The organism is Antrihabitans auranticaus, from assembly GCF_016481275.1.
In the GTDB taxonomy this organism is placed as follows: Bacteria; Actinomycetota; Actinomycetes; order Mycobacteriales; family Mycobacteriaceae; genus Antrihabitans.
This window is the reverse complement of the sequence record NZ_JAEMNW010000001.1, coordinates 1156817-1180833: the sequence shown is the minus strand read 5'-3', so window position 1 is coordinate 1180833 and position 24017 is coordinate 1156817. Positions and strand designations below refer to the sequence as shown.

General features: G+C 64.7%; 25 protein-coding genes and 1 pseudogene. 18 read left to right on the top strand and 8 right to left on the bottom strand.

Features of this window, described 5'->3' with window-relative positions; all coding sequences use genetic code 11:
• Positions 1-101: 101 nt before the first annotated feature.
• The 7 genes from JGU72_RS05430 (at position 102) to purH (ending at position 8857) form a co-directional block, all read left to right on the top strand.
• Entirely contained in the window at positions 102-1862 is a 1761-nt protein-coding gene (locus JGU72_RS05430) for a hypothetical protein (protein WP_199682673.1), read from the top strand.
• Between the two features lie 167 nt (positions 1863-2029).
• Positions 2030-3193: an ADP-forming succinate--CoA ligase subunit beta gene (gene sucC, locus JGU72_RS05425; RefSeq protein WP_199682672.1), complete on the top strand. Its 1164-nt coding sequence runs from the start codon at positions 2030-2032 to the stop codon at positions 3191-3193.
• Positions 3194-3205: 12 nt separating this feature from the next.
• Entirely contained in the window at positions 3206-4108 is a 903-nt protein-coding gene (gene sucD, locus JGU72_RS05420; protein ID WP_199682671.1) for a succinate--CoA ligase subunit alpha, read from the top strand.
• 255 nt (positions 4109-4363) lie between these two features.
• On the top strand, positions 4364-5179 hold the full coding sequence (locus JGU72_RS05415; protein ID WP_199682670.1) for a DUF5336 domain-containing protein: 816 nt from the start codon (positions 4364-4366) through the stop codon (positions 5177-5179).
• A gap of 80 nt (positions 5180-5259) precedes the next feature.
• Entirely contained in the window at positions 5260-6618 is a 1359-nt protein-coding gene (locus tag JGU72_RS05410; RefSeq protein WP_199682669.1) for a cell division protein PerM, read from the top strand.
• A 51-nt stretch (positions 6619-6669) separates the two neighbouring features.
• Entirely contained in the window at positions 6670-7311 is a 642-nt protein-coding gene (gene purN, locus JGU72_RS05405; RefSeq protein WP_233531621.1) for a phosphoribosylglycinamide formyltransferase, read from the top strand.
• Entirely contained in the window at positions 7304-8857 is a 1554-nt protein-coding gene (gene purH / locus JGU72_RS05400) for a bifunctional phosphoribosylaminoimidazolecarboxamide formyltransferase/IMP cyclohydrolase (RefSeq protein WP_199682668.1), read from the top strand. The genes purN and purH overlap by 8 nt, the downstream gene beginning before the upstream one ends.
• Before the next feature lie 44 nt (positions 8858-8901).
• Here purH and JGU72_RS05395 read toward each other — a convergent pair.
• Positions 8902-9494: pseudogene (locus tag JGU72_RS05395) on the bottom strand (DUF4126 domain-containing protein).
• A 30-nt stretch (positions 9495-9524) separates the two neighbouring features.
• Here JGU72_RS05395 and JGU72_RS05390 point away from each other — a divergent pair.
• The 3 genes from JGU72_RS05390 (at position 9525) to JGU72_RS05380 (ending at position 13694) form a co-directional block, all read left to right on the top strand.
• Positions 9525-10946, top strand: a complete 1422-nt coding sequence (locus tag JGU72_RS05390; protein ID WP_199682667.1) for an ATP-binding protein — start codon at positions 9525-9527, stop codon at positions 10944-10946.
• A complete protein-coding gene (locus tag JGU72_RS05385) occupies positions 10946-12883 on the top strand; it encodes a vWA domain-containing protein (protein ID WP_199682666.1) in 1938 nt (645 codons plus the stop codon). The genes JGU72_RS05390 and JGU72_RS05385 overlap by 1 nt, the downstream gene beginning before the upstream one ends.
• A 238-nt stretch (positions 12884-13121) precedes the next feature.
• A complete protein-coding gene (locus tag JGU72_RS05380) occupies positions 13122-13694 on the top strand; it encodes a LysM peptidoglycan-binding domain-containing protein (protein WP_199682665.1) in 573 nt (190 codons plus the stop codon).
• 57 nt (positions 13695-13751) lie between these two features.
• Here the strand turns inward: JGU72_RS05380 and rpsR are convergent, their stop codons facing one another.
• Genes rpsR through rpmB form a run of 4 tightly spaced genes read right to left on the bottom strand, consistent with a single transcriptional unit; the run spans position 13752 to position 14750 of the window.
• Positions 13752-14006 (bottom strand): 30S ribosomal protein S18, encoded by a 255-nt coding sequence (gene rpsR / locus JGU72_RS05375; protein ID WP_199682664.1) that lies wholly within the window; start codon positions 14004-14006, stop codon positions 13752-13754.
• Between the two features lie 10 nt (positions 14007-14016).
• Positions 14017-14322: a 30S ribosomal protein S14 gene (rpsN, locus tag JGU72_RS05370; protein WP_199682663.1), complete on the bottom strand. Its 306-nt coding sequence runs from the start codon at positions 14320-14322 to the stop codon at positions 14017-14019.
• Between the two features lie 3 nt (positions 14323-14325).
• Positions 14326-14514, bottom strand: coding sequence for a 50S ribosomal protein L33 (gene rpmG / locus JGU72_RS05365; RefSeq protein ID WP_199682662.1), 189 nt, complete (start codon positions 14512-14514; stop codon positions 14326-14328).
• On the bottom strand, positions 14514-14750 hold the full coding sequence (gene rpmB / locus JGU72_RS05360) for a 50S ribosomal protein L28 (protein ID WP_199682661.1): 237 nt from the start codon (positions 14748-14750) through the stop codon (positions 14514-14516). Before rpmB ends, rpmG begins: the two co-directional genes overlap by 1 nt.
• Before the next feature lie 99 nt (positions 14751-14849).
• Between rpmB and mrf the strand changes: the two genes are divergently transcribed.
• From mrf to JGU72_RS05320, 8 genes are all read left to right on the top strand, one after another.
• Positions 14850-16124, top strand: coding sequence for a ribosome hibernation factor-recruiting GTPase MRF (mrf, locus tag JGU72_RS05355; protein ID WP_374101082.1), 1275 nt, complete (start codon positions 14850-14852; stop codon positions 16122-16124).
• Entirely contained in the window at positions 16121-16384 is a 264-nt protein-coding gene (locus JGU72_RS05350; protein WP_199682659.1) for a type B 50S ribosomal protein L31, read from the top strand. The genes mrf and JGU72_RS05350 overlap by 4 nt, the downstream gene beginning before the upstream one ends.
• Before the next feature lies 1 nt (position 16385).
• The gene (rpmF, locus tag JGU72_RS05345) at positions 16386-16547 is read left to right on the top strand and encodes a 50S ribosomal protein L32 (RefSeq protein ID WP_199682658.1); all 162 of its coding nucleotides are present in this window, start codon (positions 16386-16388) and stop codon (positions 16545-16547) included.
• A 53-nt stretch (positions 16548-16600) separates the two neighbouring features.
• Positions 16601-17287 (top strand): response regulator transcription factor, encoded by a 687-nt coding sequence (locus JGU72_RS05340; protein WP_199682657.1) that lies wholly within the window; start codon positions 16601-16603, stop codon positions 17285-17287.
• A gap of 112 nt (positions 17288-17399) precedes the next feature.
• Positions 17400-18821, top strand: a complete 1422-nt coding sequence (locus JGU72_RS05335; protein WP_199683223.1) for a HAMP domain-containing sensor histidine kinase — start codon at positions 17400-17402, stop codon at positions 18819-18821.
• Positions 18822-18945: 124 nt separating this feature from the next.
• Positions 18946-20289: a S1C family serine protease gene (locus JGU72_RS05330; RefSeq protein WP_233531117.1), complete on the top strand. Its 1344-nt coding sequence runs from the start codon at positions 18946-18948 to the stop codon at positions 20287-20289.
• A gap of 80 nt (positions 20290-20369) precedes the next feature.
• On the top strand, positions 20370-20867 hold the full coding sequence (locus JGU72_RS05325; protein WP_199682655.1) for a MogA/MoaB family molybdenum cofactor biosynthesis protein: 498 nt from the start codon (positions 20370-20372) through the stop codon (positions 20865-20867).
• A 624-nt stretch (positions 20868-21491) separates the two neighbouring features.
• Entirely contained in the window at positions 21492-22142 is a 651-nt protein-coding gene (locus tag JGU72_RS05320) for an MspA family porin (protein WP_199682654.1), read from the top strand.
• 215 nt (positions 22143-22357) lie between these two features.
• On the opposite strand, the gene mscL is transcribed toward JGU72_RS05320, so the two are convergent.
• The 3 genes from mscL to JGU72_RS05305 all read right to left on the bottom strand — a co-directional run bounded on the left by mscL (position 22358) and on the right by JGU72_RS05305 (position 23943).
• Positions 22358-22774: a large conductance mechanosensitive channel protein MscL gene (mscL, locus tag JGU72_RS05315; RefSeq protein WP_199682653.1), complete on the bottom strand. Its 417-nt coding sequence runs from the start codon at positions 22772-22774 to the stop codon at positions 22358-22360.
• Positions 22775-22884: 110 nt separating this feature from the next.
• On the bottom strand, positions 22885-23535 hold the full coding sequence (locus tag JGU72_RS05310; protein ID WP_199682652.1) for an SAF domain-containing protein: 651 nt from the start codon (positions 23533-23535) through the stop codon (positions 22885-22887).
• 87 nt (positions 23536-23622) lie between these two features.
• On the bottom strand, positions 23623-23943 hold the full coding sequence (locus JGU72_RS05305; protein ID WP_199682651.1) for an FmdB family zinc ribbon protein: 321 nt from the start codon (positions 23941-23943) through the stop codon (positions 23623-23625).
• Positions 23944-24017 lie beyond the last annotated feature (74 nt).

Sequence of the window (24017 nt, the reverse complement as noted above, 5' to 3'; positions counted from 1 at the left end):
CACAAACAGGCGTGTCGGTAGCGGAACGTAGCGTCACGAGCGTGACGGCCGCAACTTCCTTTCGATCGAGTTCTGATTCCGCTGGTCAGAGGCATCCGTCGGTGGTGGCCTGGAGTGCGGTGGGGCTTGCTGCGTTTGGCGGCATCGCGGTCGCGGCAGCGCCGTCTTTCAGTTCGGCGCGAATAGCTGCCGGCGGCGCGGCCGTCGAGTCGGTCGGGTCCGCGGCGGTGGTTGCGGCCCTTGCCGCGCTGGTCGTCCCAGTGCTTGCCGGGCTGGCTTTGCGTGCGGGTCGAGGGGGCGCATTCCTGGGTTTGCTGGCAGGTTCCGGCGCCGTCGCCTGCGGACTCGTGATCCTCGATCTGCAGCTCTTCGCCGATCCGATCGACGCCAACCGATTCGAGCTCGCCCGGCCTGCGTCGGCTGCTGCGCTCGAAGTGGGAACCGGGGCCTTCTGTGTGCTGATCGGGCACGTGTTCGTCGTGGTGGCCGGACTGATCGCGTTGCTGGCGCGGCGGCGCGACCAACGTGCCGACGGCGCGTCCGATAGCGACATATATAAGGACAACTTCGATGAAACAGTCGCCGAGCGAGCTGGCAGCCTTTGGGCGATATGTGCGGTATTAGCTGCGATGGTGCTGTCGATCGCTGTGTTTCCTGGCGCATGGACGACGTCGGACCCGGTTATCGTCGCCCTCCCGGCGTTGGACAGCTCGTGGCTCTACCTCGGCGGCACGGTTGTTGTCGCGCTCGGTGTTCTGGCCCTCACGGCAATGTGCCTCGCGTCGACGGCGCTGTCGGTCGTAGCGGGCGCTTTCGTCGGTGCGGGCGTCAGCGCTCTCGGGCTGACCGGATCTCGGCTGGTCGCAGGGCTCGCCGATGATCGCATCGACGCGACGTCGGCAACAGTGGTCGCGACGATCGCCGCTCTCGGACTGATCGTTCTCGGTGGCGTGCTGCCGGCGGTGTCTGCACGTCGCGAACGCGGGTCGCTGATGCCGGACGCGATCCAGCGCGTGCTCCCTCGGGTTCCCGGGCGTCCGGTTCGACCGACCGTCGCCACCTGGCACCGTATGGCCGGCGGTGCCGGACTGGTCGCGGCGGTGCTGATCGGTGCTGGCGCGTTATTGCCGACGATCACGGTGCCGACCGGCCTGCGCGATCCCGATATCTACGCGACCCGGACTGCGCTCGTCGCCGCGATGGTCCTGGCGATTGTCGCGGTCTGGCTACTGCTGTCCGAATTTGCGGCGACGGTCCGTCCGGCGCTCGGCGTGCTGGCTCCGGCTGTGCTGATGGCTTGTTCTGGTGTGCTGCAAGCAGCGGTCGCGGGGCAGCGGATCGACGGCGTCGGCGTCGGAATCGGCGCGGTCCTCGTGGCGGTCGGCGCGGTCGTAGTGGTATTCGCCGGGGTGAGCGTCGCGGTTGCCGGCTCACTCGAACGCGACGAGATCGATCGTTCAGGCGACGCCGAACCGAACCGCACGATCGCCGCGCTGGGCGGTGCAGGCGCGTTCTTTGCCGTCTTGGCTCTCAGCCTCCCCCTGTATCGCGGCACCGACGGCAGCGCGGCTTCGCTCGCGTTTCCGTGGGGGTGGGACACCTGGGGGCAGGTGTTCTTCGGCATCGCTGTCGTGGTCACCGTGATCGTCGGCGCCAATGCACGACCGATTCGCTCAGCTGCGCTTTTCATCGGTGCGACGATTGGCACCGCGATCTATCTCGCCAGTTGGCCGTTGACGGCGGGACGTGTAGCGGATCCCGCAATCGGACTGGCGGTACCGGCCGCGACCTGCGCAATTGTTCTGCTCGGAGTGGCCGCTGCGGTCGCCCTTCGGTCACGAAGCGCCGTTGTTCGACGTTGAATGCGCGGGAAGTACTCGCGGGTAGCCATCTGCGGTGGCAGGATTTGCGTGGGCCGAAGCGCATAGCACGTATGCGCCCGCTTGGCGACTGCTCGAACTAGCTAGAGTCCCAAAACGACCCGCTCCTACCCGCGAGCGGGTGTCAACGCAGACGAGATGGTGAGTAGATGGATCTCTTCGAATACCAGGCGAAAGAACTTTTCGAAAAGCACGGAGTTCCTTCGTCGGCGGGTCGGGTTACCGACTCTGCCGAGGATGCGCGCAGGATTGCCGAAGAAATCGGTAAGCCCGTGATGGTGAAGGCACAGGTCAAGGTCGGCGGCCGCGGCAAGGCGGGCGGCGTGAAGTACGCGGCGAATGCGGATGAAGCATTCACACACGCACAGAACATTCTCGGGCTCGACATCAAGGGCCACGTCGTCAAGAAGTTGCTCGTCGCCGAGGCGAAGGACATAGCCGAGGAGTACTACATCTCCTTCCTTCTCGATCGCACCAACCGGACCTACCTGGCCATGTGCTCGGTTGAGGGCGGCATGGAGATCGAAGAGGTCGCAGCGACCAAACCTGATCGGCTGGCGAAGGTTTCGGTCGACGCAGTCAAGGGTGTCGACCTCGAATTTGCGCGCAGCATTGCTGAGCAGGGGCACCTGCCCGCCGAGGTTCTCGACGCGGCCGCTGTCACCATCCAGAAGCTGTGGGAGGTTTTCGTCGGCGAAGATGCCCTGCTCGTCGAGGTGAACCCGCTGGTCCGTACGCCGAACGACGAGATCCTCGCACTCGACGGCAAGGTCACGCTCGACGCGAACGCCGACTTCCGGCAGCCCGGACACGTCGAGTTCGAGGATAAGGATGCGACGGATCCGCTCGAGCTCAAGGCCAAGGAGAACGACCTCAACTACGTCAAGCTCGACGGCGCGGTCGGCATCATCGGAAACGGTGCCGGGCTGGTCATGTCGACACTGGACGTCGTTGCCTACGCGGGCGAGAAGCACGGCGGCGTCAAGCCGGCGAACTTCCTCGACATCGGCGGTGGCGCATCTGCCGAGGTCATGGCGGCCGGGCTCGACGTCATCCTCAACGACGATCAGGTCAAGAGCGTCTTCGTGAACGTATTCGGCGGCATCACCTCCTGTGACGCGGTTGCGAACGGCATCGTCGGTGCTCTGAAGACCCTGGGCGACGAGGCAAACAAGCCGCTCGTGGTCCGCCTCGACGGCAACAAGGTCGACGAAGGCCGCAAGATTCTCGAGGACGCCGCCCACCCGCTGGTGACACTGGCAACGACCATGGACGAGGGCGCCGACAAGGCCGCCGAGCTCGCTTCGAAGTAGGGACTGGAAAAGATGTCGATTTACCTCAACAAGGATTCGAAGGTCATCGTCCAGGGCATCACCGGCGGCGAGGGCACCAAGCACACCGCACTGATGCTGAAGGCGGGCACCCAGATCGTCGGCGGCGTCAACGCCCGTAAGGCAGGCACGACCGTCAGCCATGACGGCGGCGTCGAACTGCCCGTCTTCGGCACCGTCAAGGAAGCCATCGAGAAGACCGGCGCGGATGTCTCGATCGCATTCGTTCCGCCGAAGTTCGCGAAGGACGCCATCGTGGAGGCCATCGACGCGGAGATCCCGCTGCTCGTGGTCATCACCGAAGGCATCCCCGTGCAGGACTCGGCGTATGCCTGGGCCTACAACGTCGAAAAGGGCAACAAGACCCGGATCATCGGACCCAACTGCCCCGGAATCATCACTCCCGGTGAGGCGCTCGTCGGAATCACGCCGGCCAACATCACCGGCACCGGCCCGATCGGTCTGGTCTCCAAGTCGGGCACGCTGACCTACCAGATGATGTTCGAGCTCCGGGACTTCGGCTTCTCGACCGCCATCGGCATCGGCGGTGACCCGGTCATCGGCACCACGCACATCGACGCCATCGAGGCGTTCGAGAACGATCCCGCCACAAAGCTGATCGTGATGATCGGTGAGATCGGCGGCGACGCCGAAGAGCGTGCAGCCGATTACATCAAGGCGAATGTAACCAAGCCGGTCGTCGGTTACGTCGCGGGCTTCACCGCTCCCGAGGGCAAGACGATGGGCCACGCCGGCGCAATCGTCTCCGGCTCGTCGGGCACCGCCCAGGGCAAGAAGGACGCGCTCGAGGCAGCCGGTGTGAAGGTCGGCAAGACGCCGTCCGAAACCGCTGCGCTCGCTCGCGAAATCCTGCAGCAGGCCGCGGTTACCGCATAGCACTCCACAATTCGACCGAAGGTCACCTCCAAGCACGCGGGAGGTGACCTTCGGTCGTTTGCGGCCCGCGGAGGGCGACAGCAGAAGGGCCCCAACCGAGTTGGTAGCGTCCTCGTCGACTACTTGCAGTGCTGCTGTGAACCGTCTGCGTTGGGGGCGCCGACTCGTCGGCGACACCTACCCTTCCTACTGAAACAGCGCAGAATGTGCAGTAGCGTTCCATTGACCGAGTCGAGACGCGAATAGGAGCCAGACATGTCTAACCCGACGGGGGGTCCCGGGTACGGTGCACCGGCCCAGCCGAACCCAAGTGCCAGCACGACGAAGGGCCTGCCCTTCATTCTGACCGCGGGGGTTGCGGGCCTGGGTGTACTGAATTTCCTGCTGGGCTTTGCGCCGGCCGCAAAGGCGGATATCCGCGGTGCTGAAGGGGTCAGCTTCTTCGAAGGTGGCCCGTACCCGGTACTCGCGCTGCTGCTCGTTGCAGGTGTGATCGCCGGCTTGTCGTTGTTGCCCAAGCAGGATTCGAGCGCAGTCAAGCTCATTGCCGCAGCGGCGACGATCGCGGGCTGGGTTTCGTTGCTCTTCGTGGTCTTCAATTACGACACCGGTGTCAACGTCGGTGTCGGCGCGTGGCTCGTCATCTTCCTGGGCTTGGTGCAGGTCATCGCTGCCGTCGGCATCGTTTTGCTCGACTCGGGCATCGTCAAGCCACCGGCGCCGCGTCCGGCGTACAACGGCTACGGACAGCCCGGCGGCGGCTACGGCGGTCCGCAGGGTTACGGCCAGGCACCGCAGCAGGGTGGTTACGGTCAGGCACCGCAGCAGGGTGGTTACGGTCAGCCGCCGCAGCAGGGTGGCTACGGTCAGCCGCCGCAGCAGGGTGGCTACGGCCAGCAGCCGCCGGCGGGCCCGACCCAGCAGTATCAGCCGCCGACCGGTCAGCGGCCGGGTCAGCAGCCCTACGGCTCCTCGGGCCTGAACTTCGGTGGCCAGAGCGGTGGCGGTGCGCCGCAGCACCGCGCGCAGGACGGTGGCAGCGATGCCACCCAGGCATTTCGCCCGGAGTAACAGCACTCCTTCTGTGTGACTTCGACTTCCGTCGGCGCGCCTGAGCGTTACGCGCCGACGGAAGTGTCACGCTCGGGGAGATGAGTTCTCTGCTTGACACCCCGACCAAGCGTCCAGGCGACCGTCCCGCGCCGACGCTGAATCCCGACCTGGCTCGACGACTGACCCTCGTGGCGTTCCGCCCGGCGGTCGTCGCGCTCACGGCAATCGCCGCAATAATCATCATCACGCTCGTCGCGGCCAACAGCGACCTGACCGGGATGGCAGGTGCGGTCGCCGCGAGTTGGCTGGGCATCCATCAGGTGCCGCAGACGATCGGCTCTGCCGCTATCGGAGTTCTGCCCCTGCTTCCCACAGTCGTTCTGCTGTGGATGGTCGCGCGTAGCTGCGCAAAGGTCGTCGACGAAAAGACCACCCGGCGCGAGCTCGCCTACGTGGTCGGCGCAGCGGTCGGCGGGCCTTTCCTGGTCACCGCCGTGTGTCTCGCGGTCATCAAGGACGCATCCGAAGTTCTCGTTCTCGCGCCGCCCAATACTCTCGCGGCATTCGGTTGGACGATTTTCGTTCATCTCGTCGGCGCTGCGATCGGAATCGCGACCCAACTCTGGCGGCAGATCGTATTGCGCGCAGACGTGCCCGGCTGGGTGCTTGCGGGCCTGATTGCCGGTGTGCAGGCAGGTCGGCGCCTGCTCATCGCGGCTACCACCGTCACGCTGCTGTGTTTGGTTGCTTCGTGGCCGACAGTCGGTGCGCTGTACGAGAACTCGGACGGGTTCACCGGTGTACTCGGGCTGACGGCCCTGTCGCTGCTGTACCTCCCGAACGTCATCGTCGGAACAATGGCAGTCCTCACCGGTGCCACGGCCGGCATCGGCGAAGCGTCGATCAGTCTCTTCGGCGTGATCGGTGGACCCGTCCCGGGCCTTCCGGTCATGGCGGTCGTACCGACCGGCCAACCGCACGGGTGGTGGCTCGGACTGCTGGCGATCCCGGTCTACGTCGGCGTCCGGCTGGGCCGCGACTGTGCCGCCTCGGGAACGGATCGGTGGTCTGCAGCGAAATCGGCCGCCGCGGGGGCAGCCGCCGTAGGTCTGGTTGCCGGTGTCGTCGCCGCCACCGCCGGTGGCACCCTTGGCACATTCGGGCACGTCGGAGCCGTCGCTTCGATGTTCGGTGTGCTGAGTTTCGGGTGGCTCGCGCTCCTCGGGTCGACAACCGCGCTGATCACGGGCCGCCCGGGTGTCCCGCGTCCGGACAAGGCGGACACCACCGATGACGAACCCGAGGAAGAACGCGTCGTGGCCGCGTTGCCCGCGGTGGACGCGGAGATCGTGGACGAACCGATCGCGCTGGAAGCAGCCGGAGCGACCGTCGTACCGAACGAGCAACTCGACGCTATCGACGCCGAAGTGGTGGACCTCCCCGAAAGCGGGCAATAGCGGGCCGACTAGGCTTTGCGCGGTCGGATACCGTCGGAGCCAGGAGCGCAGCTGAGTACCTCGCCTGATGTCGCACCGTCGCCGGCCCGGGTTCGGATCGTAGTACTCGCGTCGGGGGCCGGGACTTTGCTTCGTTCGCTGATCGATGCGTCGCGGGCGAAGGGCTATCCGGCCGACATAGTCGCAGTAGGCGTCGACCGCGTCTGCCCAGCTACCGATCACGCCGACGCTGTCGGGATCCCGCATTTCCGTGTCGCCCTGCGCGATCACGCCGACCGGGCAGCGTGGGATGTCGCACTGACCAAGACTGTCGCCGAATATCGGCCGGATCTCGTCGTGACCGCCGGCTTCATGAAGATTCTCGGTACCGGTTTTCTCGAGCGCTTCGGCGGCAAGATCATCAATTCGCACCCTGCGCTCCTGCCTGCTTTTCCCGGCGCGCATGGCGTCGCGGATGCGCTCGCGTATGGCGTGAAGGTCACCGGCACAACGGTGCATTTGGTCGACGGCGGTGTGGATACCGGCCCGATCCTGGCGCAAGAGGCCGTCCCGGTGCGCGACACCGATGACGAAGCAACCTTGCACGAACGAATTAAGGTCGTCGAACGACGACTTTTGGCGGAAGTCGTTGCCGCAGTGGCTCGACGAGGTGTCATTTCAGACGGACGAAAGGCCCAGATTCCCAGTGAGTGAACGTAAAGCAGTACGCCGGGCGCTGGTGAGTGTGTACGACAAGTCGGGCCTCATCGAGCTGGCCACTGGGCTGAACGCTGCCGGGGTCGAGCTGGTTTCGACGGGTTCGACCGCGGGCAAGATCGCGGACGCCGGCATCCCTGTGACGAAAGTCGAAGACCTGACCGGCTTTCCGGAAACGCTGGACGGCCGCGTCAAGACGCTTCATCCGCGCGTCCACGCCGGAATTCTTGCGGACACTCGCAAAGCGGAGCACGTCGATCAGCTGGTCGAACTGGGCGTGGAGGCGTTCCAACTCGTCGTCGTGAATCTCTACCCGTTTACCGAGACGGTCGGTTCCGGTGCGACTCCGGACGAATGCGTCGAGCAGATCGACATCGGCGGTCCGTCGATGGTCCGCGCTGCCGCGAAGAATCACCCGTCCGTTGCTGTCGTCGTCGATCCGGCGCGCTACAACGACGTGCTGGAAGCCGTTGCGGGCGGCGGTTTCACACTTGCCGAGCGGACGGCGCTCGCCGCGCAGGCGTTCCAGCACACGGCCGCCTACGACGTCGCCGTCGCAAGCTGGATGTCCAACGTCCTGGTCCACGAAGAGTCGGGCTTCCCGACCTGGATGGGTGGCACCTGGAATCGGTCCGCGGTGCTGCGTTACGGCGAGAACCCGCACCAGGCCGCGGCGCTGTACACCTCGGGCTACGGCTCAGGCGGACTCGCGCAAGCCCAGCAGTTGCACGGCAAAGAAATGTCGTACAACAACTACACGGACGCAGACGCCGCCTGGCGCGCCGCGTTCGACCACTCCGCGCCCGCGGTGGCGATCATCAAACACGCAAACCCGTGCGGAATCGCGATTGCCGAAGACATCGCAGACGCGCATCGCAAGGCGCACGCCTGCGACCCGGTCAGTGCCTTCGGTGGCGTGATTGCCGCGAACCGTGAGGTCACGGTCGAGATGGCGCAGCAGGTTGCCGAGATCTTCACCGAGGTCATCGTTGCCCCCAGCTATGCCGACGGTGCGGTCGAGGTCCTGCAGCGCAAGAAGAACATCCGGGTTCTCGTCGCCGCGCCACCCGCGCGGGCAGGCGCCGAGCTTCGACCGATTTCCGGCGGCGCCCTACTGCAGCAGCGCGACGTGCTCGACGCGGAAGGCGACGACCCCGCCAACTGGACTCTCGCGGTAGGGCCCGGTGCCGACGAGGCAACGCTCGCAGACCTCGAATTCGCTTGGCGCGCATGCCGGGCCGTGAAGTCCAATGCGATCCTGCTCGCACACGACGGCGCGTCGGTCGGAGTCGGAATGGGGCAGGTCAACCGCGTCGACGCGGCACACCTCGCAGTGCAGCGCGCGGGCGATCGAGCCAAGGGATCGGTAGCGGCATCCGACGCCTTCTTCCCATTCCCGGACGGTCTGGAAGCGCTCATGTCCGCGGGTGTTCGCGCGGTCGTGCAGCCCGGTGGTTCGGTTCGCGACGACCTCGTCATCGATGCCGCCCGGCAGGCCGGCGTCACCCTTTACCTGACGGGTTCGCGGCACTTCGCGCACTGAGTGTGTGCCTGTGCGCAGTCAGGCGTCTCTGGACTGAACAGAGTCTATGAACTCGCCAACCGCGCACGGGCAGCTTGCCGCCTGCGGAGGCGACGCGTCAGGCGCCAGAGGACCCAGGCGAGCAGGCCTAGCAGCACCGGCACGAGAATCGGCAGAATCAGAGTCACCAGCGACACGAAGAACGTCACGATGTCTTCGACTATCGACACGATCGGATTGGCGATTCCCGCCGTGGTCGCTGTGCTTGCGGCACGCAAGCCGGCCTGCGCACCGCTGAAGGTCAAGGCGTCGGCGCACCGATGATGATTCCTGCGATTGCGGCCGTCGTCGGATCGTGTGACGAGAATACGGACCCCGCCGCGACTACTCCCGCGATCGGGCCCGTGACCGTACCGACCATCGAAAGCACGTTGTCGACGAACGGAATCAGGTCGGCAGACAATTCGGCCACGGTCGCGATTCCGAGCGCGACGAGCGCGGTCGTCGATCCCACCCATGCGAACGACTCGTTGAGGTCGATGCCGAAGAGTTCGAAATGCGCTGCCGCGCTGAGCATCAGCAGTGGCAGAAAGGCGCGGAACCCGCTGGCAGCGGCCAATCCCAGGCCGAGCAGCGTTGGCAGGACCCAGGTATCCATGAGCGCATCCTACGAGGTAGCCAACTTCCGATGGCCGCATCGCCAGAACACTCGTACGGTGGGAAGGTGACTCACGCCAAGACCAGGCCCTCCACACTCGGTGAACTGCGCGCTTCCGGGCACCACCAGCTTTCCGTCAAGCAAGAAATTCGGGCCAACCTGCTGACCGCACTCCGGAACGGCACTGACCCGTGGCCGGGCATCGTCGGCTTCGAAGACTCGGTGCTGCCCCAGCTGGAACGTGCGCTGATTGCCGGTCACGACGTCGTGCTGCTGGGCGAGCGCGGTCAGGGAAAGACGCGCCTGCTCCGCACGCTGAGTCTGCTGCTCGACGAGTGGACTCCCGTCATCGCAGGCAGCGAACTCGGTGAGCATCCGTACGAGCCGATCACACCGCTCTCGCTGCGCCGTGCTGCCGAACTCGGCGACGCCCTCCCGGTCGTATGGCGGCATCGCAGCGAGCGATACGCCGAGAAGCTGGCGACCCCGGATACCAGCGTTGCGGACCTCGTCGGCGACGTCGATCCCGTAAAGGTCGCCGAGGGCCGGAGCCTCGGAGATCCGGAGACCATCCACTTCGGCCTCGTTCCGCGGGCACACCGCGGCATCGTTGCGATCAACGAGTTGCCCGACCTCGCCGAACGCATCCAGGTGTCGTTGCTGAACGTGATGGAGGAGCGCGACATCCAGGTGCGTGGCTACACGCTCCGCCTGCCGTTGGACGTGCTGCTCGTCGCGAGCGCCAACCCCGAGGACTACACGAACCGCGGCCGGATCATCACTCCGCTCAAGGACCGTTTCGGTGCCGAGATACGGACACACTATCCCCGGGAACTCGGGGACGAGATGGCGGTCGTGCACCAGGAAGCTCACCTGGAAGCGGAGGTGCCGGAGTACCTGCTGGAGGTGCTTGCCAGGTTCACGCGCCTGCTGCGGGAGTCGACGTCGATCGATCAGCGGTCCGGTGTGTCGGCGCGCTTTGCGGTTGCGGCGGCCGAGACTGTCGCGGCCTCGGCACTGCACCGGAGTGTTGTTCTGGGCGAAGCAGATCCGGTCGCGCGACCGGTGGATCTCGGGACGATCATCGAGGTGCTGCGCGGCAAGATCGAGTTCGAGTCGGGTGAAGAAGGCCGCGAAATCGAGGTGCTCGAACATCTGCTGCGCCGGGCGACCGCCGAGACCGCGCGGGAACGTCTCGGTGGCATCGACCTCGCTCCACTGGTTGCGGCGGTCGAATCGGGTGATCCCGTGGTCACCGGCGAGCGAATCACGGCGAAGGCGCTGCTCGGCGAGCTGCCCGAGTTGGAGGCGCTGAACGAGGTCGCCCGGCGGTTGAAGGCGACGACAGACGGCGAGCGCGCCGCGGCGGCCGAAATGGCTTTGGAAGGTTTGTATCTTGCGCGCCGGATCAGCAAGATTGCGGGCGAAGACGGGCAGCTGGTGTACGGATAGTGGCGCGAAATTCTCGATATACCCCCTATGACGGGTCCGATCCACTGGCCCCGCCGGTGGATCTGCGCGACGCGCTGGAGTCGATCGGCAACGATGTGATGGCCGGCAGTTCGCCGCGCCATGCGTTGCGCGAGCTGCTGCGTCGGGGCTCGAAAAACATGCGGGGACTCGACGATATCGCCGCCGCGGCACATCGGCGTCGCCGAGAGATGTTGCAGCGCAACAATCTCGACGGAACCTTAGCGGAGGTCCGTGAGCTGCTCGATCGGGCTGTCCTCGAGGAGCGCAAGGCGCTCGCGCGTGCACTCGACGACGACGCACGGTTTGCGGAAATGCAACTCGCCGAGTTGCCCCCGTCCACGGCGCAGGCCGTGCAGGAGTTGGCGGACTACGACTGGCGAAGCTCCCAGGCCCGCGCGGACTACGAGAAGATCAGGGACCTCCTCGGTCGGGAGTTACTCGATCAACGGTTCGCGGGCATGAAGCAAGCCCTCGAGGGGGCAACCGACGAGGACCGGCAACGGATCGACGACATGCTGTCGGACCTCAACGATCTGCTCGACGCCCATGGCCGCGGCGACGACACCGACGAACGATTCGCCGAGTTCATGGACAAACACGGCGAGTTCTTTCCTGAGAACCCGAAGAATGTCGACGAGCTGCTCGATTCGCTCGCGCGGCGTGCGGCAGCCGCCCAGCGGCTGCGCAACAGCCTGTCGCCCGAGCAGCGGGCTGAACTGGATGCGTTGGCGCAGCAGGCATTCGGCAGTCCGTCGCTGATGAACCAGCTCGGCCGCCTCGATCGGCACCTCCGCATGGCCAGGCCGGGTGAGGACTGGGAAGGTTCCGAGCGCTTCCGCGGTGACCAGGGCATGGGCCTCGGAGAGGGAACCGATGCACTGCAGGAGATTTCGGAGCTGGAGCAACTCGGCGATCAACTTTCGCAGCAGCACGCGGGTGCCGACCTCGATGACATCGACCTGGAACTGTTGGCCAAACACCTCGGGAACGAGGCCGCGGCCGACGTGAAAACCCTCGCCGAACTCGAAAAGGCGTTGCAGCAGGAGGGTTTTCTCGACAAGGGTGCCGACGGCCAATGGCGGCTCTCGCCGAAAGCCATGCGGCGCCTGGGTGAATCGGCTCTGCGTGATGTTGCGGGCAGCCTGTCCGGGCGTCGCGGTGAACGTGAAACGCGCAAGGCCGGCGCGATGGGGGAGCCGACCGGAGCGAGTCGGGAATGGGCGTTCGGCGACACCGAGCCGTGGGACGTCACGCGGACGATCACGAACGCGGTGCTACGTGATCCCGGTCGAATTCCGGTGCGGCTGCAGGTATCCGACGTCGAAGTTGCCGAGACCGAACAACGCGAACAGGCGGCTGTCGCCTTGCTGGTCGACACGTCGTTCTCGATGGTGATCGAGGGCCGCTGGGTGCCGATGAAGCGCACGGCGTTGGCTCTGAACCATCTGATCTCGACCCGTTTTCGCGGCGACGATCTGCAACTCATCGGGTTCGGCAGGCACGCAAGGACTTTGACCACCGCTGAGCTGGCAGGGCTCGACGGGGCCTACGAGCAGGGCACAAACCTGCACCATGCGCTGCTGTTGGCCGGTCGGCACCTGCGTCGCAATCCGAACGCACAGCCGGTCGTGTTGATCGTGACCGACGGAGAGCCGACCGCGCACCTGGAACCGGAGGGTTATGCGCATTTCGACTACCCGCCGAGCATGCGGACCCTGTCGCTGACGATCCGCGAGTTGGACAACCTCGCCAAACTGAAAGCGCAGGTCACGTTCTTCCGGCTGGGCGAACATCCGGGGCTCGCCAGGTTCATTGATCGCATCGCACGGCGGGTCGGTGGTCGGGTGGTTGCCCCTGATCTCGACGGACTCGGTGCGGCTGTGGTCGGCGACTACATGCGCATGCGACGGAAGTGACGCCTGTTTCCACGACACGCCAGCAATCCAGCAGCTAATTTCTGCGAGCGGGTCGCCGTAATGTCGCAGGTCACACGCCTTCGGCAAATTCTCAGCATGAACATTGCTTGAAATCGTGATTCTAAGTCGGGCGTGGCGCCCTACTCGGCAGTAGTGTTCGGCTCCGGTGCGCGCTGCCTCAGCAACACGGTGGCGGCACTGGGGAAATTATTCATCGATCCTCCGAAAGGGGAAACACGTGGCGGACACGTTGCAGGCGGGCGAAAGCCTGAACCGCGGACAGTCGCTCAACTTGGGACCGTTCGATCTGACGCTTCAGGAGGACGGCAACCTCGTCCTGTCGGACGACGGCAAGGCCGTGTGGTCCACCGGTACCAACGGACACGGCGTCGAGCGCGCAACGCTGCAGAACGACAGCAACTTCGTTCTCTACACGGGTTCCGGTGAGGTCAAGTGGGATTCGAAGACGAACAAGAGCGCCGACGGCGCGAAGTTGGTTCTCCAGGCAGACCGCAACGTCGTGCTGTACTCGGCGAGCGGTTCGTCGCTGTGGGCATCCAATACGGTCACTGACACCCCGTACGTCGCGCCGGCCGAGCCGGAGCCCGCTCCGGAGCCCGAGCCGGCGCCGGCACCGCCGGTCGAGGCGCCCCCGGCGGCACAGACCTACACGGTCGAGCCGGGTGACACCCTGTGGGCAATCGCCGAGCGTTTCTACGGCGACGGCAACCGCTACCAGGAAATCGCCAACGCGAGTGGCATCGACAACCCGGATCTGATCAACCCGGGCCAGGTCCTCACCATCCCGTAAGCGACGAGAAGGGCGGGTGTCGCGAAGGAGTCGCGACACCCGCCCTTTCGGTCTCAGCTACCTGCTCGTGAACGGCAGCAGTGCCATTTCCCGGGCGTTCTTGACCGCGACGGCCACCTGTCGCTGTTGCTGCGGTGTCAGACCTGTGACGCGGCGGCTACGGATCTTCCCGCGGTCGGAGATGAAGGTGCGCAGCAGATTGACGTCCTTGTAGTCGACGTCTTCGATGCCCGCGGCGATCAGCGGGTTCTTCTTCGGTCGGCGACCCTGCTCGTCGCGAACCTTCTTCGACGGTGCTCGTTTGACTGCCATGGCTGGCTCCTCACCAACTCGACTTCCGGACGCCGGGCAACTCACCACGATGAGCCAGCTCCCGGACCCGGATCCGGGACAAGCCGAACTTTCGAAGGTGACCGCGCGGACGACCGTCAGCTGCGTCTCGATTCCGCAATCGTACCGGACTTGCATCGCGCGGAAGCTTGTGTAGCGCAACCTGTGCTGCCGCTTTCTCGGCCTCGCCACTCGCAGGTCGACGGACGATGTCCTTCAGTTCCGCGCGCCGCTCCGCGTAGCGCGCGACGATGATCTTGCGCTGTTCGTTTCGCGCAATTTTGGACTTCTTGGCCACTGTTTATCGCTCCTCGCGAAAATCGACATGCCGGCGGACCCGCGGGTCGTACTTCCGCAGCACAAGGCGTGCGGAATCATTGCTGTGTCTTCGGGTCGCTCCGCTCCCGCGGTTCTTTCGCGTGACGTACGTGTAGCCCGTTCCGGCGGTGGACTTCAGCTTGACGATTGGGCGGATCTCGTTGCGCGCCATCAGACTTTCACTCCGGATGCCCGAATTCGTGCCACGACCGCTTCGATGCCGTCGCGGTCGACGGTCTTGATTCCCTTGGCCGAGACGGTGAGCGTGACGCGGCGGCCTTCGCTGGGCAGGTAGTAGGTCTTGCGGCTGACGTTCGGGTTCCAGCGTCTGTTGGTGCGCTTGTGCGAGTGGGATACGGACTTGCCGAAACCTGGCTTGCGTCCGGTGACCATGCAGTGGGCGGACATATGCAGCTCCCTTCAATAATGACAATCGTTGTCGACAACGGCGAAGATTCACGGTACCGTTCGAAACCGTTAATGACAATCGTTATCGAAAGGGTGAGCGTGAGCCAGCAGGTTCGAAGGCGGCAGGATCGGCGAGCGGAGGTTGTCCTCGTCTCGGGATGGTCCGGGCCGACTGCGACAACCGCACGGTCGTTGCTCGAAGAGGGGACGATTCTCGTTCACCACGATCTCCGTGATGTCGCGCAGGGGGTCGTCCATCGAACGGTGATCAATTCGGACGGCCGTGAGAACGTGTCGATTCTCGAACTGGTCAACGGCTGCGTCTCGTGCACGGTCCGCGCAGACTTGCTGCCGCTGTTGCGAAAGTTGGCTGTACGCAGCCAGGTTCGCCGGATCGTCGTGGAACTCGACCGCACGCTGGAACCGGAAGCCGTGTGCTGGGCGATCGAAAACGTGGTCGTGTCCGGCGTGGTCGGGCAGATCGACGGACCCGCCAGCAGGGATGTGCAAGTGGCTGCGGTGCTCACCTGCATCGACGCCGAGTCCTGGCTGTCCGACGCGACCGGCGACGACACGCTCGCCGGCCGGGTAGCCGAATGCGGCAACGGACCCGGTGACGATCGGACCGTCGCGCAGGTCGTTGTCGGTCAGGTCGAGTACGCAGATGCGCTCGTCGTGAGTGGCAACGCTGCAGACCCCCTCGCCGCCGCCAAGCTGACCGCTGTACTGGCAAGGCTTGCGCCGTCGGTGCCGATGCTGTGGACCGACGGTGCCCGACTCGACGTGCGCGGGCTACTGGCAGTGGTTCCCGCGAACGCGCGCCACGGCGCATTTGCCGACCCGCATGGGCCGCTGCTACGCGGTGAACCGCCGTTGACCTACGAGAACGGCGTCGCGATCGTGGAATTCTCGGCTGCACGCCCGTTCCACCCGCAACGCCTGCACGAGGCCATCGACACTTTGCTCGACGGCGTTGTCACGGCTCGGGGCCGGATCTGGGTGGCGACCCAACCCGAGAACGCGCTGTGGCTGGAGTCTGCCGGTGGCGGACTTCGAGTCGGGCATGCGGGGAAGTGGCTGGTGTCGATGACTCAGCCCGAGCGTGAAGCCGAGTCGCCGGAACGTCGGGTCATGGCCGCTCTGCGGTGGTCGGACCGGTTCGGTGACAGGGACAACTCGTTGATTGCGCTGGTGCACGATGCGGACCCGTCCGAAATCGACCGTGCCTTGCAGTGGGCGCTCGTGACCGACGACGAGTTGCTGGAGCAGGCGCAATGGCGCCACTGGCCCGACCCGTTCGGTGACTGGCACGAAGAACCATGCGGCACAAGCGAATCGCCATTTGTCGACAGCGAACGAGAGGATCAGGCATGAAGCCGGACATTCACCCCGACTACCACCCGGTGGTCTTCCAGGATTCCGGCACCGGATTCCGCTTCCTCACGCGCTCGACGAGCGTCAGCGACCGCGTCGTCGAATGGACCGACGGCAACACGTATCCGCTGATCGTCGTGGATGTGACATCCGACTCGCACCCGTTCTGGACCGGGGCGCACAGGGTCCTCGACAATGCCGGCCGGGTCGAGCGCTTCGAGCGTCGCTACGGCCGTCGCTCGCGAAAGGCGGGTGCCTGACGTGGCCGTCCCGAAGCGCCGAATGTCGCGGTCGAACACGCGTAAGCGCCGGGCGCAATGGAAGGCGAACAACCCCGAACTGGTTCCGGTCACGGTCGACGGCGTTGTCCGCAAGGTGCCGCGGAGGCTGCTCAAGGCTGCCCGACTCGGCCTCGTACCGTAGGTCACAGAGCGAGTTCTCAGACAGATCTCAGTCGCGCGGGCCAAACTGTTGACATGCGCATATTGGTAGTCGACGACGATCGGGCCGTCCGGGAGTCGTTGCGCCGCTCGCTCACCTTCAACGGATACACAGTCGACCTGGCAGTCGACGGTGTCGATGCTCTCGACAAGACCACCCTGTCTCGTCCCGACGCGTTGGTCCTCGACGTGATGATGCCCCGGCTCGACGGACTCGAGGTGTGCCGACGGCTGCGCAGCACGGGTGACGACTTGCCGATTCTCGTCCTCACCGCGCGGGACTCGGTCTCCGAGCGGGTCGCCGGTCTCGACGCGGGAGCCGACGACTACCTGCCGAAACCGTTCGCGCTCGAGGAACTGCTCGCACGGCTGCGCGCACTGCTGCGCCGTGCGGCTCCTGAGCCGGGGATGGATTCGGAGGCAATGCAATTCGACGACCTATGCCTAGACCCGGTGACCCGTGAGGTCACGCGCGGGGATCGGCAGATCAGCCTGACTCGCACCGAGTTCTCCCTGCTGGAGATGCTGCTGGCCAACCCCCGTCGTGTGCTCACGCGCAGCCGGATTCTCGAGGAAGTCTGGGGTTACGACTTCCCGACGTCCGGAAATGCGCTCGAGGTCTACGTCGGCTATCTACGTCGCAAGACCGAGGCGGACGGCGAACCGCGGCTGATCCATACCGTGCGCGGCGTCGGCTACGTATTGCGGGAGACCCCACCGTGAGGCGTTCGGCACAGTGAGGTTGGGGCTGCACCGAGACACTCCCACCGGCGTCAACGGAGGTGCATCGGGCACGAAGCCGTTGGCGCCGGTCGGTGTTTCGGTCGCGAACGAAATGCGTCCACCCATGCCGTTGACGCGCTCGGTGTCGTTGCGCTGGCGCGTCACATTGCTTGCGGCGTCCGTGGTCGCTATCGCGGTGGCTGTGATGGCGATCGCCGCCTACGCGGTTGTGGCGCGAGCGTTGTACGCGGACGTCGACGAACAGTTGAAGACACGCGCCGCGACCCTGATCGACAACAACCTCGACGCGCTCGACGTCCGGTTCATCGACTTTGCGACGTTCTATTCGAAGGACATCAGCGTTGCGCTGATCTTCCCCGACCTGAACGTCTACATGCCGCCGGGATCGAACGCGCCGATCGGCGCCGACGAAATGGCCGTGGCGAAAGGTGAACGACAGACGTCACTGCACACCGCCGACGGCCACCGCGTCCTCACCGCGCGAACCCATACCGGCAGCACTCTCGTTCTCGCCCAACGGCTCCAGCCGACCGGTGAGGTCCTCGACCGGCTTGCGTGGGTGTTGTTCATCGTGGGTGGCTGCGGAGTCGTGCTGGCAGCGGTTGCCGGTACGGCGGTCGGACGGACTGGACTGCGGCCGATTGCCCGGTTGACCGCAGCGGCCGAGCGCGTCGCCCGAACCGACGACCTGACACCTATACCGGTCACCGGCAACGACGAACTGGCAAGGCTCACAGAGAGTTTCAATACGATGCTGCGTGCGCTCGCGGAGTCGCGCGACCGCCAGAGCCGGCTCGTCGCCGATGCGGGCCACGAGTTGCGTACGCCGCTGACCTCGTTGCGCACCAACACGGAACTGCTCATCGCGTCGAGTCGCCCTGGGGCGCCACGGGTTCCGGACGAGGACATGATCGAACTGCGCGCCGACGTCATCGCGCAGATCGAGGAATTGTCCACGCTGGTAGGCGATCTCGTGGACCTTGCCCGCGAGGATGCGCCTGAAACCGTTTACGAACGGGTCGACCTCGCGGACGTCGTCGAGCGTGCACTCGAACGAGCGCGCAGGCGCCGCAACGAAATTGCGTTCACAGCGGTCCTCGAGCCGTGGTTCGTGTACGGCCACGAGGCCGGTTTGCAACGCGCGGTTCTCAACGTTCTCGACAACGCGGCGAAATGGAGCCCGCCGGGGGAGCGGGTCGACGTGCTGATGCGGCATCTGGGTGGCGGATTGATCGAGTTGTCGGTCGACGACGCCGGACCCGGCATCCCGGCGGAAGAGCGTGAGCTCGTCTTCGAACGCTTCTATCGGACCATGGCGTCGCGCTCGATGCCCGGTTCGGGGCTGGGATTGGCGATCGTGCGGCAGGTGGTCGTCAAACATGGCGGAACGATCGCGATCGGGACATCGACGCGGGGGGGCGCAATAATCAGGATCGTGCTGCCCGGCGAACCGGGCACATTCGAGCCAGGGGACCGGCGCGGCAGGGAACCGGGCTCGCCGCAGGTGGACTGACAGCATTGTCTCGGCAAACTGATATGCCGGTCTCAGTTCGCTCTCAGCCGCCGTCGACATGCTTGACGCAAGACACGTATGGGTACCGCTCGACCGAGCCGTACTAGTAAGGAAGCGGGGACCGATGTCCGACAACCAGATAGGTGCCGAGGGCCAATCCGGCGCCGGCAACCAGCCGAGCCAGGGCTATCCCACCGATTCGGGTCACTACAACACGTCCGACATTCGCCGCACCGACGTCCACGCGCACCGTACAGCAGCGCAGTTCGGACCTGCGGACTTTCCGCAGCAGCCACCCGCGTACGGAACCTATGGATACGCGCCGACGCAGGCCCAGCCGGTGGCTCCGCGCCGCCGCGGTCGTGCGGGACTCGTCGCGGGGGCTTGCGTCCTTGCACTGGTGAGTGGTGGCGTCGGCGGTGCGGTCGGCGTGTTGGCCACCGAGAATTCGAACAGTTCCAGTGGTGCATCGAGCACGAACGCGCTCGATGCGCCCAAGACCAGCGCGACTCCGGCTATCAACGCGCCGGCGGGTTCGGTGCAGGCGGTCGCGAACAAGGTCGTTCCCAGCGTCGTGATGATCAAGATCGTGGGCGAGCGTGCCGAAGGTGAAGGTTCGGGTGTGGTCCTCTCGTCGGACGGCATGATCCTGACCAACAATCACGTCGCGTCCGGCGCAGGCCGCGACGGCAGAATCACCGTGGTCTTCTCGGATGGGTCCACCGCGCCCGCAACGGTCGTCGGTGCCGACGCAGTTTCGGACCTCGCCGTGATCAAGGTCGACGGAAAGACCGGCTTGACGCCGATCGAACTCGGTGATTCGTCGGGTTTGCAGGTCGGCCAGCAGGTTGTCGCGATCGGCTCGCCGCTCGGCCTGGCCGGCACGGTCACCAGCGGAATCGTGTCGTCGCTCAACCGCCCGGTGTCGACGAGCGGTGACTCGAACAATCAGAACACCGTCATCGACGCGGTGCAGACCGACGCTGCGATCAATCCTGGCAACTCCGGCGGCGCGCTCGTCGACATGAACGGCAAGCTCGTCGGCATCAACACCGCCATCGCGACCTTGGGCGGCGAGTCCGGTCAGCAGGCGCAGAGCGGCTCGATCGGTCTCGGCTTCGCGATTCCGGTGGATACCGCAGCGCGCATCGCCGACGAATTGCGTACGACGGGCAGAGCCACGCACGCGCTCATCGGTGTGCAGGTTCCGTCGCAGGACGAGGCCAACGGCGCACGCGTCACGGATGTGACCGCGGGCGGACCTGCCGAGCTTGCGGGGATTCCGAAGAATTCGGTCATCATCAAGGTCGACGAGCGTCGCATCGATTCCGGAGACGCACTCATCGCCGCCATCCGGTCCCGCGAGCCAGGAGACAAGGTGTCGGTGACCTACACCGACGAGAACGGCAGAAACGAGAAGTCGGTCGAGGTCACGCTGACGCAGGCACCCGAGACCGGTGGCCGTTGATGCGGACGATCGGGCGTACCCAGTATTCGTTTCCCGGGCAGGTCTCTACGCGAGAACTGCGTGGCACTACGGTAGGCAGCATGGAAATCGATGTCCCAGTTGCGGGCCGTGCTCTCGTAGTGATTGTCGACGACCGTGTTGCCCACACAGACGGGTCGAGCAGTACCGGCCCGCTGGTCACGGAGTTGCTCAACGAAGCAGGCTTCCTCGTCGACGCGACGGTTCTCGTCGCCGCTGACGAGGTCGAAATCCGGAACGCGCTGAACACTGCGGTGATCGGTGGCGTCGACCTTGTCATTTCGGTCGGCGGTACAGGTGTGTCGCCGCGTGACGTCACGCCGGATGCGACTGCCGACGTCCTCGACCGCGAATTGTTGGGTATCAGCGAGGCCCTCCGTTCTTCGGGTCTGGCTGCCGGCGCGCTCGATGCAGGTCTCTCACGCGGTCTGGTCGGCGTGTCGGGAAGCACACTCGTCGTAAACCTCGCCGCATCGCGCGCCGCGATCCGCGACGGCATGGCTACTTTGACTCCGCTGGCGACGCACGTGATCGGCGAGCTTTCCGGATTGGCGGAATAGAAATCTCCGACGGGACCGAAAGCAATACCGGTCGGTCCGATCGACCGCAATCGAAAGCGGTCGATCGGGCAAAGTTGGATCGCGTTTTTGGCGAATCTTTGTCCGATAAATGGTGTGACGAAGAAAATTCCGACGAAAGGTCGTCAGGTAAACATGCCGACGATTGGATTCGCGGAGAGGTACCACCGCATCACGTCTAGCAGCACTGATCTGTGCCGGGTTCGGCAATTGATTGTTGCAATCTCTGTGGTTTTGTGTCATTGACGTGAACTTGCAGGTCAGGGCAATGACCAAGATCACAGGAGGCGCCCAGTTCGGGCCTCGGGAAACATTGCGAAGGCCGAATGTGATGTAGATCACACTTGCCCGGTGAGGCTTGCCGTTGCCGGTTCTTTATCAGCCCGTTAGTGTCCTGTTTCGAGCCGGTCCTAAGCGTGGTTCACCTTTTCTGCGCTTAGACCACGTTCAGCGTAGTTTGCGAGGAGTTTGCGGGCCGTTACATGACCGTAATCACTTTGCGAAATACTACCGCTGGATCCCATTGGGAACTGCTCGCCCAGCCTCGAGAGCCGTGGCTGGGGCCGCTCTTGCCGGGCGGCACTGAAAAATGAATGGATGAGGTTGATGACGGAAACACGTACGTTCCGCCGGCGCCGTGGATTGGGATTCATCCGCGCGGTAGCCATCGCGTCTGTCGCCACGATTGCTTTGGCGCTGGGTAACAGCGGCACCGCATCGGCCGCACTCGATGGATCGGCTTACATCGTCGATGGCGGCGGAAACCGCATCGAGGCCCAGACGATCGACACGAGCATTTCGTTTGTACCGCCGCTCGACGGTAACCCGGTTTCACGGGAGTTCTTCCACAGCGGTCGCGCAGGCTTCGTTGCAGGTGACGACTTCTCGGGGACCGTGACTCTCGGCTACCAGATCGGCTATCCTGCAACTGCCGACGGTCGCGTCTACTTCAAGTGGCAGTCGCCAGACCTTGAGCTAGACCTCGCCGCCGACCAGGATGGTGCAGGAATAGCGTTGCTGTTCACAAACCTGATCCCGGTTATCGGCATGGAAATTGGCGCCAGCTTCGGTCCCGGTATCGTTTCCGTAGACGTCGCAGAGGGCTCTGTCACGGGTGGTTCGGGCTCGATCGCCATTGGTGGTATTCAGGGCACCGTCACCGGTGTGCTCGGTCAGACCAGCATCCGTCCGTACGTGAAGGTTGTCAGCGACAACGGCGACACCGTCGTTGCGTATGGCCCGATCTTCCGTAACTGATCGGATAGCTGTTCGTAGTTGAGTTCGACGGCCTGTGCCCGACCGGTAAACCGGTCGGGCACAGGCTTTTTCGTGTCCAGTCACCCCGCGAGTGTGCACTTTTCGCCGCATTGTCGAGTGCAGGCAGCGAAAGGTGCACACTCGGCGGGAGGTCGGGGGTAAAGCTAGGCCCAGCACCTTGTTCGGTGCTGGGCCCGCGAGAAAAGCGAAGCGCTTTAGGCGCCGCCGTGCTTGCCGCCTTCGACCCCCGGCGCGCTGCCGGTGGAAAGCAGATCGCGAATCTGGATGAGCACGTCGTTGTCGGAGAGTTCGACGTCGCCTTCCTGAATCCGGCGCTTCTTGACGGTATCCATCGGCATCACGAGCACGAAGTAGAGGACTGCCGCGATCAACGTGAAGTTGATGCCGGCCGTGATGACAGCGCCGATGTCGATGAACGTGTTCGGGTTGTCGCCGCGAATTTGGAAACCCAGTCCGATGCTGTTGCCGCCGCCGAGTGCGGCGATCATCGGGTTGATGATCTTGGTGCTGAATGCCGTGACAATCGCGGTGAACGCCGTGCCCATGACGAACGCGACCGCCAGGTCTACGACATTGCCTTTCATAAGAAAGTCTTTGAAGCCCTTGAGCATTCTGAAACTCCGATCGTTCGCTGTGGTTGGTGCCTACCGGATACTCGAGAATGCTAACGACTGAGTGGGCTCGCCGCGTGCTTAGTTACGTTGTCGAAATCCATTCGGTTTCAGTGCAAGATAACCGTCAGCGCCTTCGTGAGCGACGCTCCGGCAACCGCTCCGGCCTCACGCAATGGCAGCGCCAGCATGACGACCGGTTCCGAGCTCGCGCGCTCGGTACCCGTCCGCGCGACCAGGACCACCGCCGCATCGGTCGCGAGTGTGGTGGGGTCGGTGCGGTCGTCGGCTGTGACAACGTCCACACGATCACCCTCCCGCAACAGCTCAGCAACGCCCGGGTCGGCCAAACGCACCGGAACGACGCGGGAATCCGCGGAACCAACCGCTGCAGCGGCCAGACGCGGACCGAGTACCGCGACATCGGTCAGCATTTCGCCGTCCCGAACAGCACCCGCCAGCGTTCGGCCGATCACGTCGCTCGCCTCGCGCAGTGCCCCGGCGGGCAGGGTTGCCGCCGGGTTTTCGACGACGGTGACGTCCTCGGCGCTCAACACTCGGCCCGGTGCAAGGTCGCGATGTGCGACGACCACGGCCGCGCGCTCGGTATTCGGGTCACCACGAACGAACAAGGCCGCGGCGAGCACGAGAAGTGCTGCCGCGGCTATACGTCGAGCCAGTACGGTACGCGCCCAGTTGGGCCGCATGGACTCGGACAGGCGGTGGTGCAGAGCTGGAGCAAGGCGGTGCTGGCGTGGCATGACCGGAGCCTAGATCGCACCAACCTCGTGGACGGGTCGCAAAGGCGGCACCTGTGGATAACCGAAAGCTTGTGGATAACCCGCGAACTAGCTGGCCACGGCCTGTGTCGTCGACGGCTTGGCGGGGGTCGACGAACTGGTTTCGGACTTTTTCGCCGAGTCGCTCGATGAGCTGGATTCGGACTTGCTCGAGGAGTCCGAAGAGGCCGTCACGCTGGAACCGGCCTTGCTGTCCCGGCTGTCGTTGCGGTAGAAACCGCTGCCCTTGAAGACGATTCCGACCGAGTTGAACAGCTTGCGGAGCTTGCCCGAGCACTCGGAGCAGACCGTCAACGCATCGTCGGAGAACGACTGCACGATGTCGAATCGGTTGTCGCACTGAGTACACGCATACGAATAGGTAGGCACTGTTTCCTCCGCAGTGTTTGCTCCGGTTCACCGAAGAGCGCAAGTTCTAGCACTCTACCGGCCACAGTGCCAAC

What these genes read in the sequence shown, in the direction of transcription:
- sucC (WP_199682672.1), top strand. Translation starts at nt 2,030, where the DNA reads ATGGATCTCTTCGAATACCAGGCGAAAGAACTTTTCGAAAAGCACGGA.
- sucD (WP_199682671.1), top strand. Translation starts at nt 3,206, where the DNA reads ATGTCGATTTACCTCAACAAGGATTCGAAGGTCATCGTCCAGGGCATC.
- JGU72_RS05415 (WP_199682670.1), top strand. Translation starts at nt 4,364, where the DNA reads ATGTCTAACCCGACGGGGGGTCCCGGGTACGGTGCACCGGCCCAGCCG.
- JGU72_RS05410 (WP_199682669.1), top strand. Translation starts at nt 5,260, where the DNA reads ATGAGTTCTCTGCTTGACACCCCGACCAAGCGTCCAGGCGACCGTCCC.
- JGU72_RS05390 (WP_199682667.1), top strand. Translation starts at nt 9,525, where the DNA reads ATGGCCGCATCGCCAGAACACTCGTACGGTGGGAAGGTGACTCACGCC.
- rpsR (WP_199682664.1), bottom strand. Translation starts at nt 14,006, where the DNA reads ATGGCAGTCAAACGAGCACCGTCGAAGAAGGTTCGCGACGAGCAGGGT.
- rpmG (WP_199682662.1), bottom strand. Translation starts at nt 14,514, where the DNA reads ATGGCGCGCAACGAGATCCGCCCAATCGTCAAGCTGAAGTCCACCGCC.
- rpmB (WP_199682661.1), bottom strand. Translation starts at nt 14,750, where the DNA reads ATGTCCGCCCACTGCATGGTCACCGGACGCAAGCCAGGTTTCGGCAAG.
- JGU72_RS05350 (WP_199682659.1), top strand. Translation starts at nt 16,121, where the DNA reads ATGAAGCCGGACATTCACCCCGACTACCACCCGGTGGTCTTCCAGGAT.
- JGU72_RS05340 (WP_199682657.1), top strand. Translation starts at nt 16,601, where the DNA reads ATGCGCATATTGGTAGTCGACGACGATCGGGCCGTCCGGGAGTCGTTG.
- JGU72_RS05335 (WP_199683223.1), top strand. Translation starts at nt 17,400, where the DNA reads ATGCGTCCACCCATGCCGTTGACGCGCTCGGTGTCGTTGCGCTGGCGC.
- JGU72_RS05330 (WP_233531117.1), top strand. Translation starts at nt 18,946, where the DNA reads ATGTCCGACAACCAGATAGGTGCCGAGGGCCAATCCGGCGCCGGCAAC.
- JGU72_RS05325 (WP_199682655.1), top strand. Translation starts at nt 20,370, where the DNA reads ATGGAAATCGATGTCCCAGTTGCGGGCCGTGCTCTCGTAGTGATTGTC.
- JGU72_RS05320 (WP_199682654.1), top strand. Translation starts at nt 21,492, where the DNA reads ATGACGGAAACACGTACGTTCCGCCGGCGCCGTGGATTGGGATTCATC.
- mscL (WP_199682653.1), bottom strand. Translation starts at nt 22,774, where the DNA reads ATGCTCAAGGGCTTCAAAGACTTTCTTATGAAAGGCAATGTCGTAGAC.
- JGU72_RS05310 (WP_199682652.1), bottom strand. Translation starts at nt 23,535, where the DNA reads ATGCCACGCCAGCACCGCCTTGCTCCAGCTCTGCACCACCGCCTGTCC.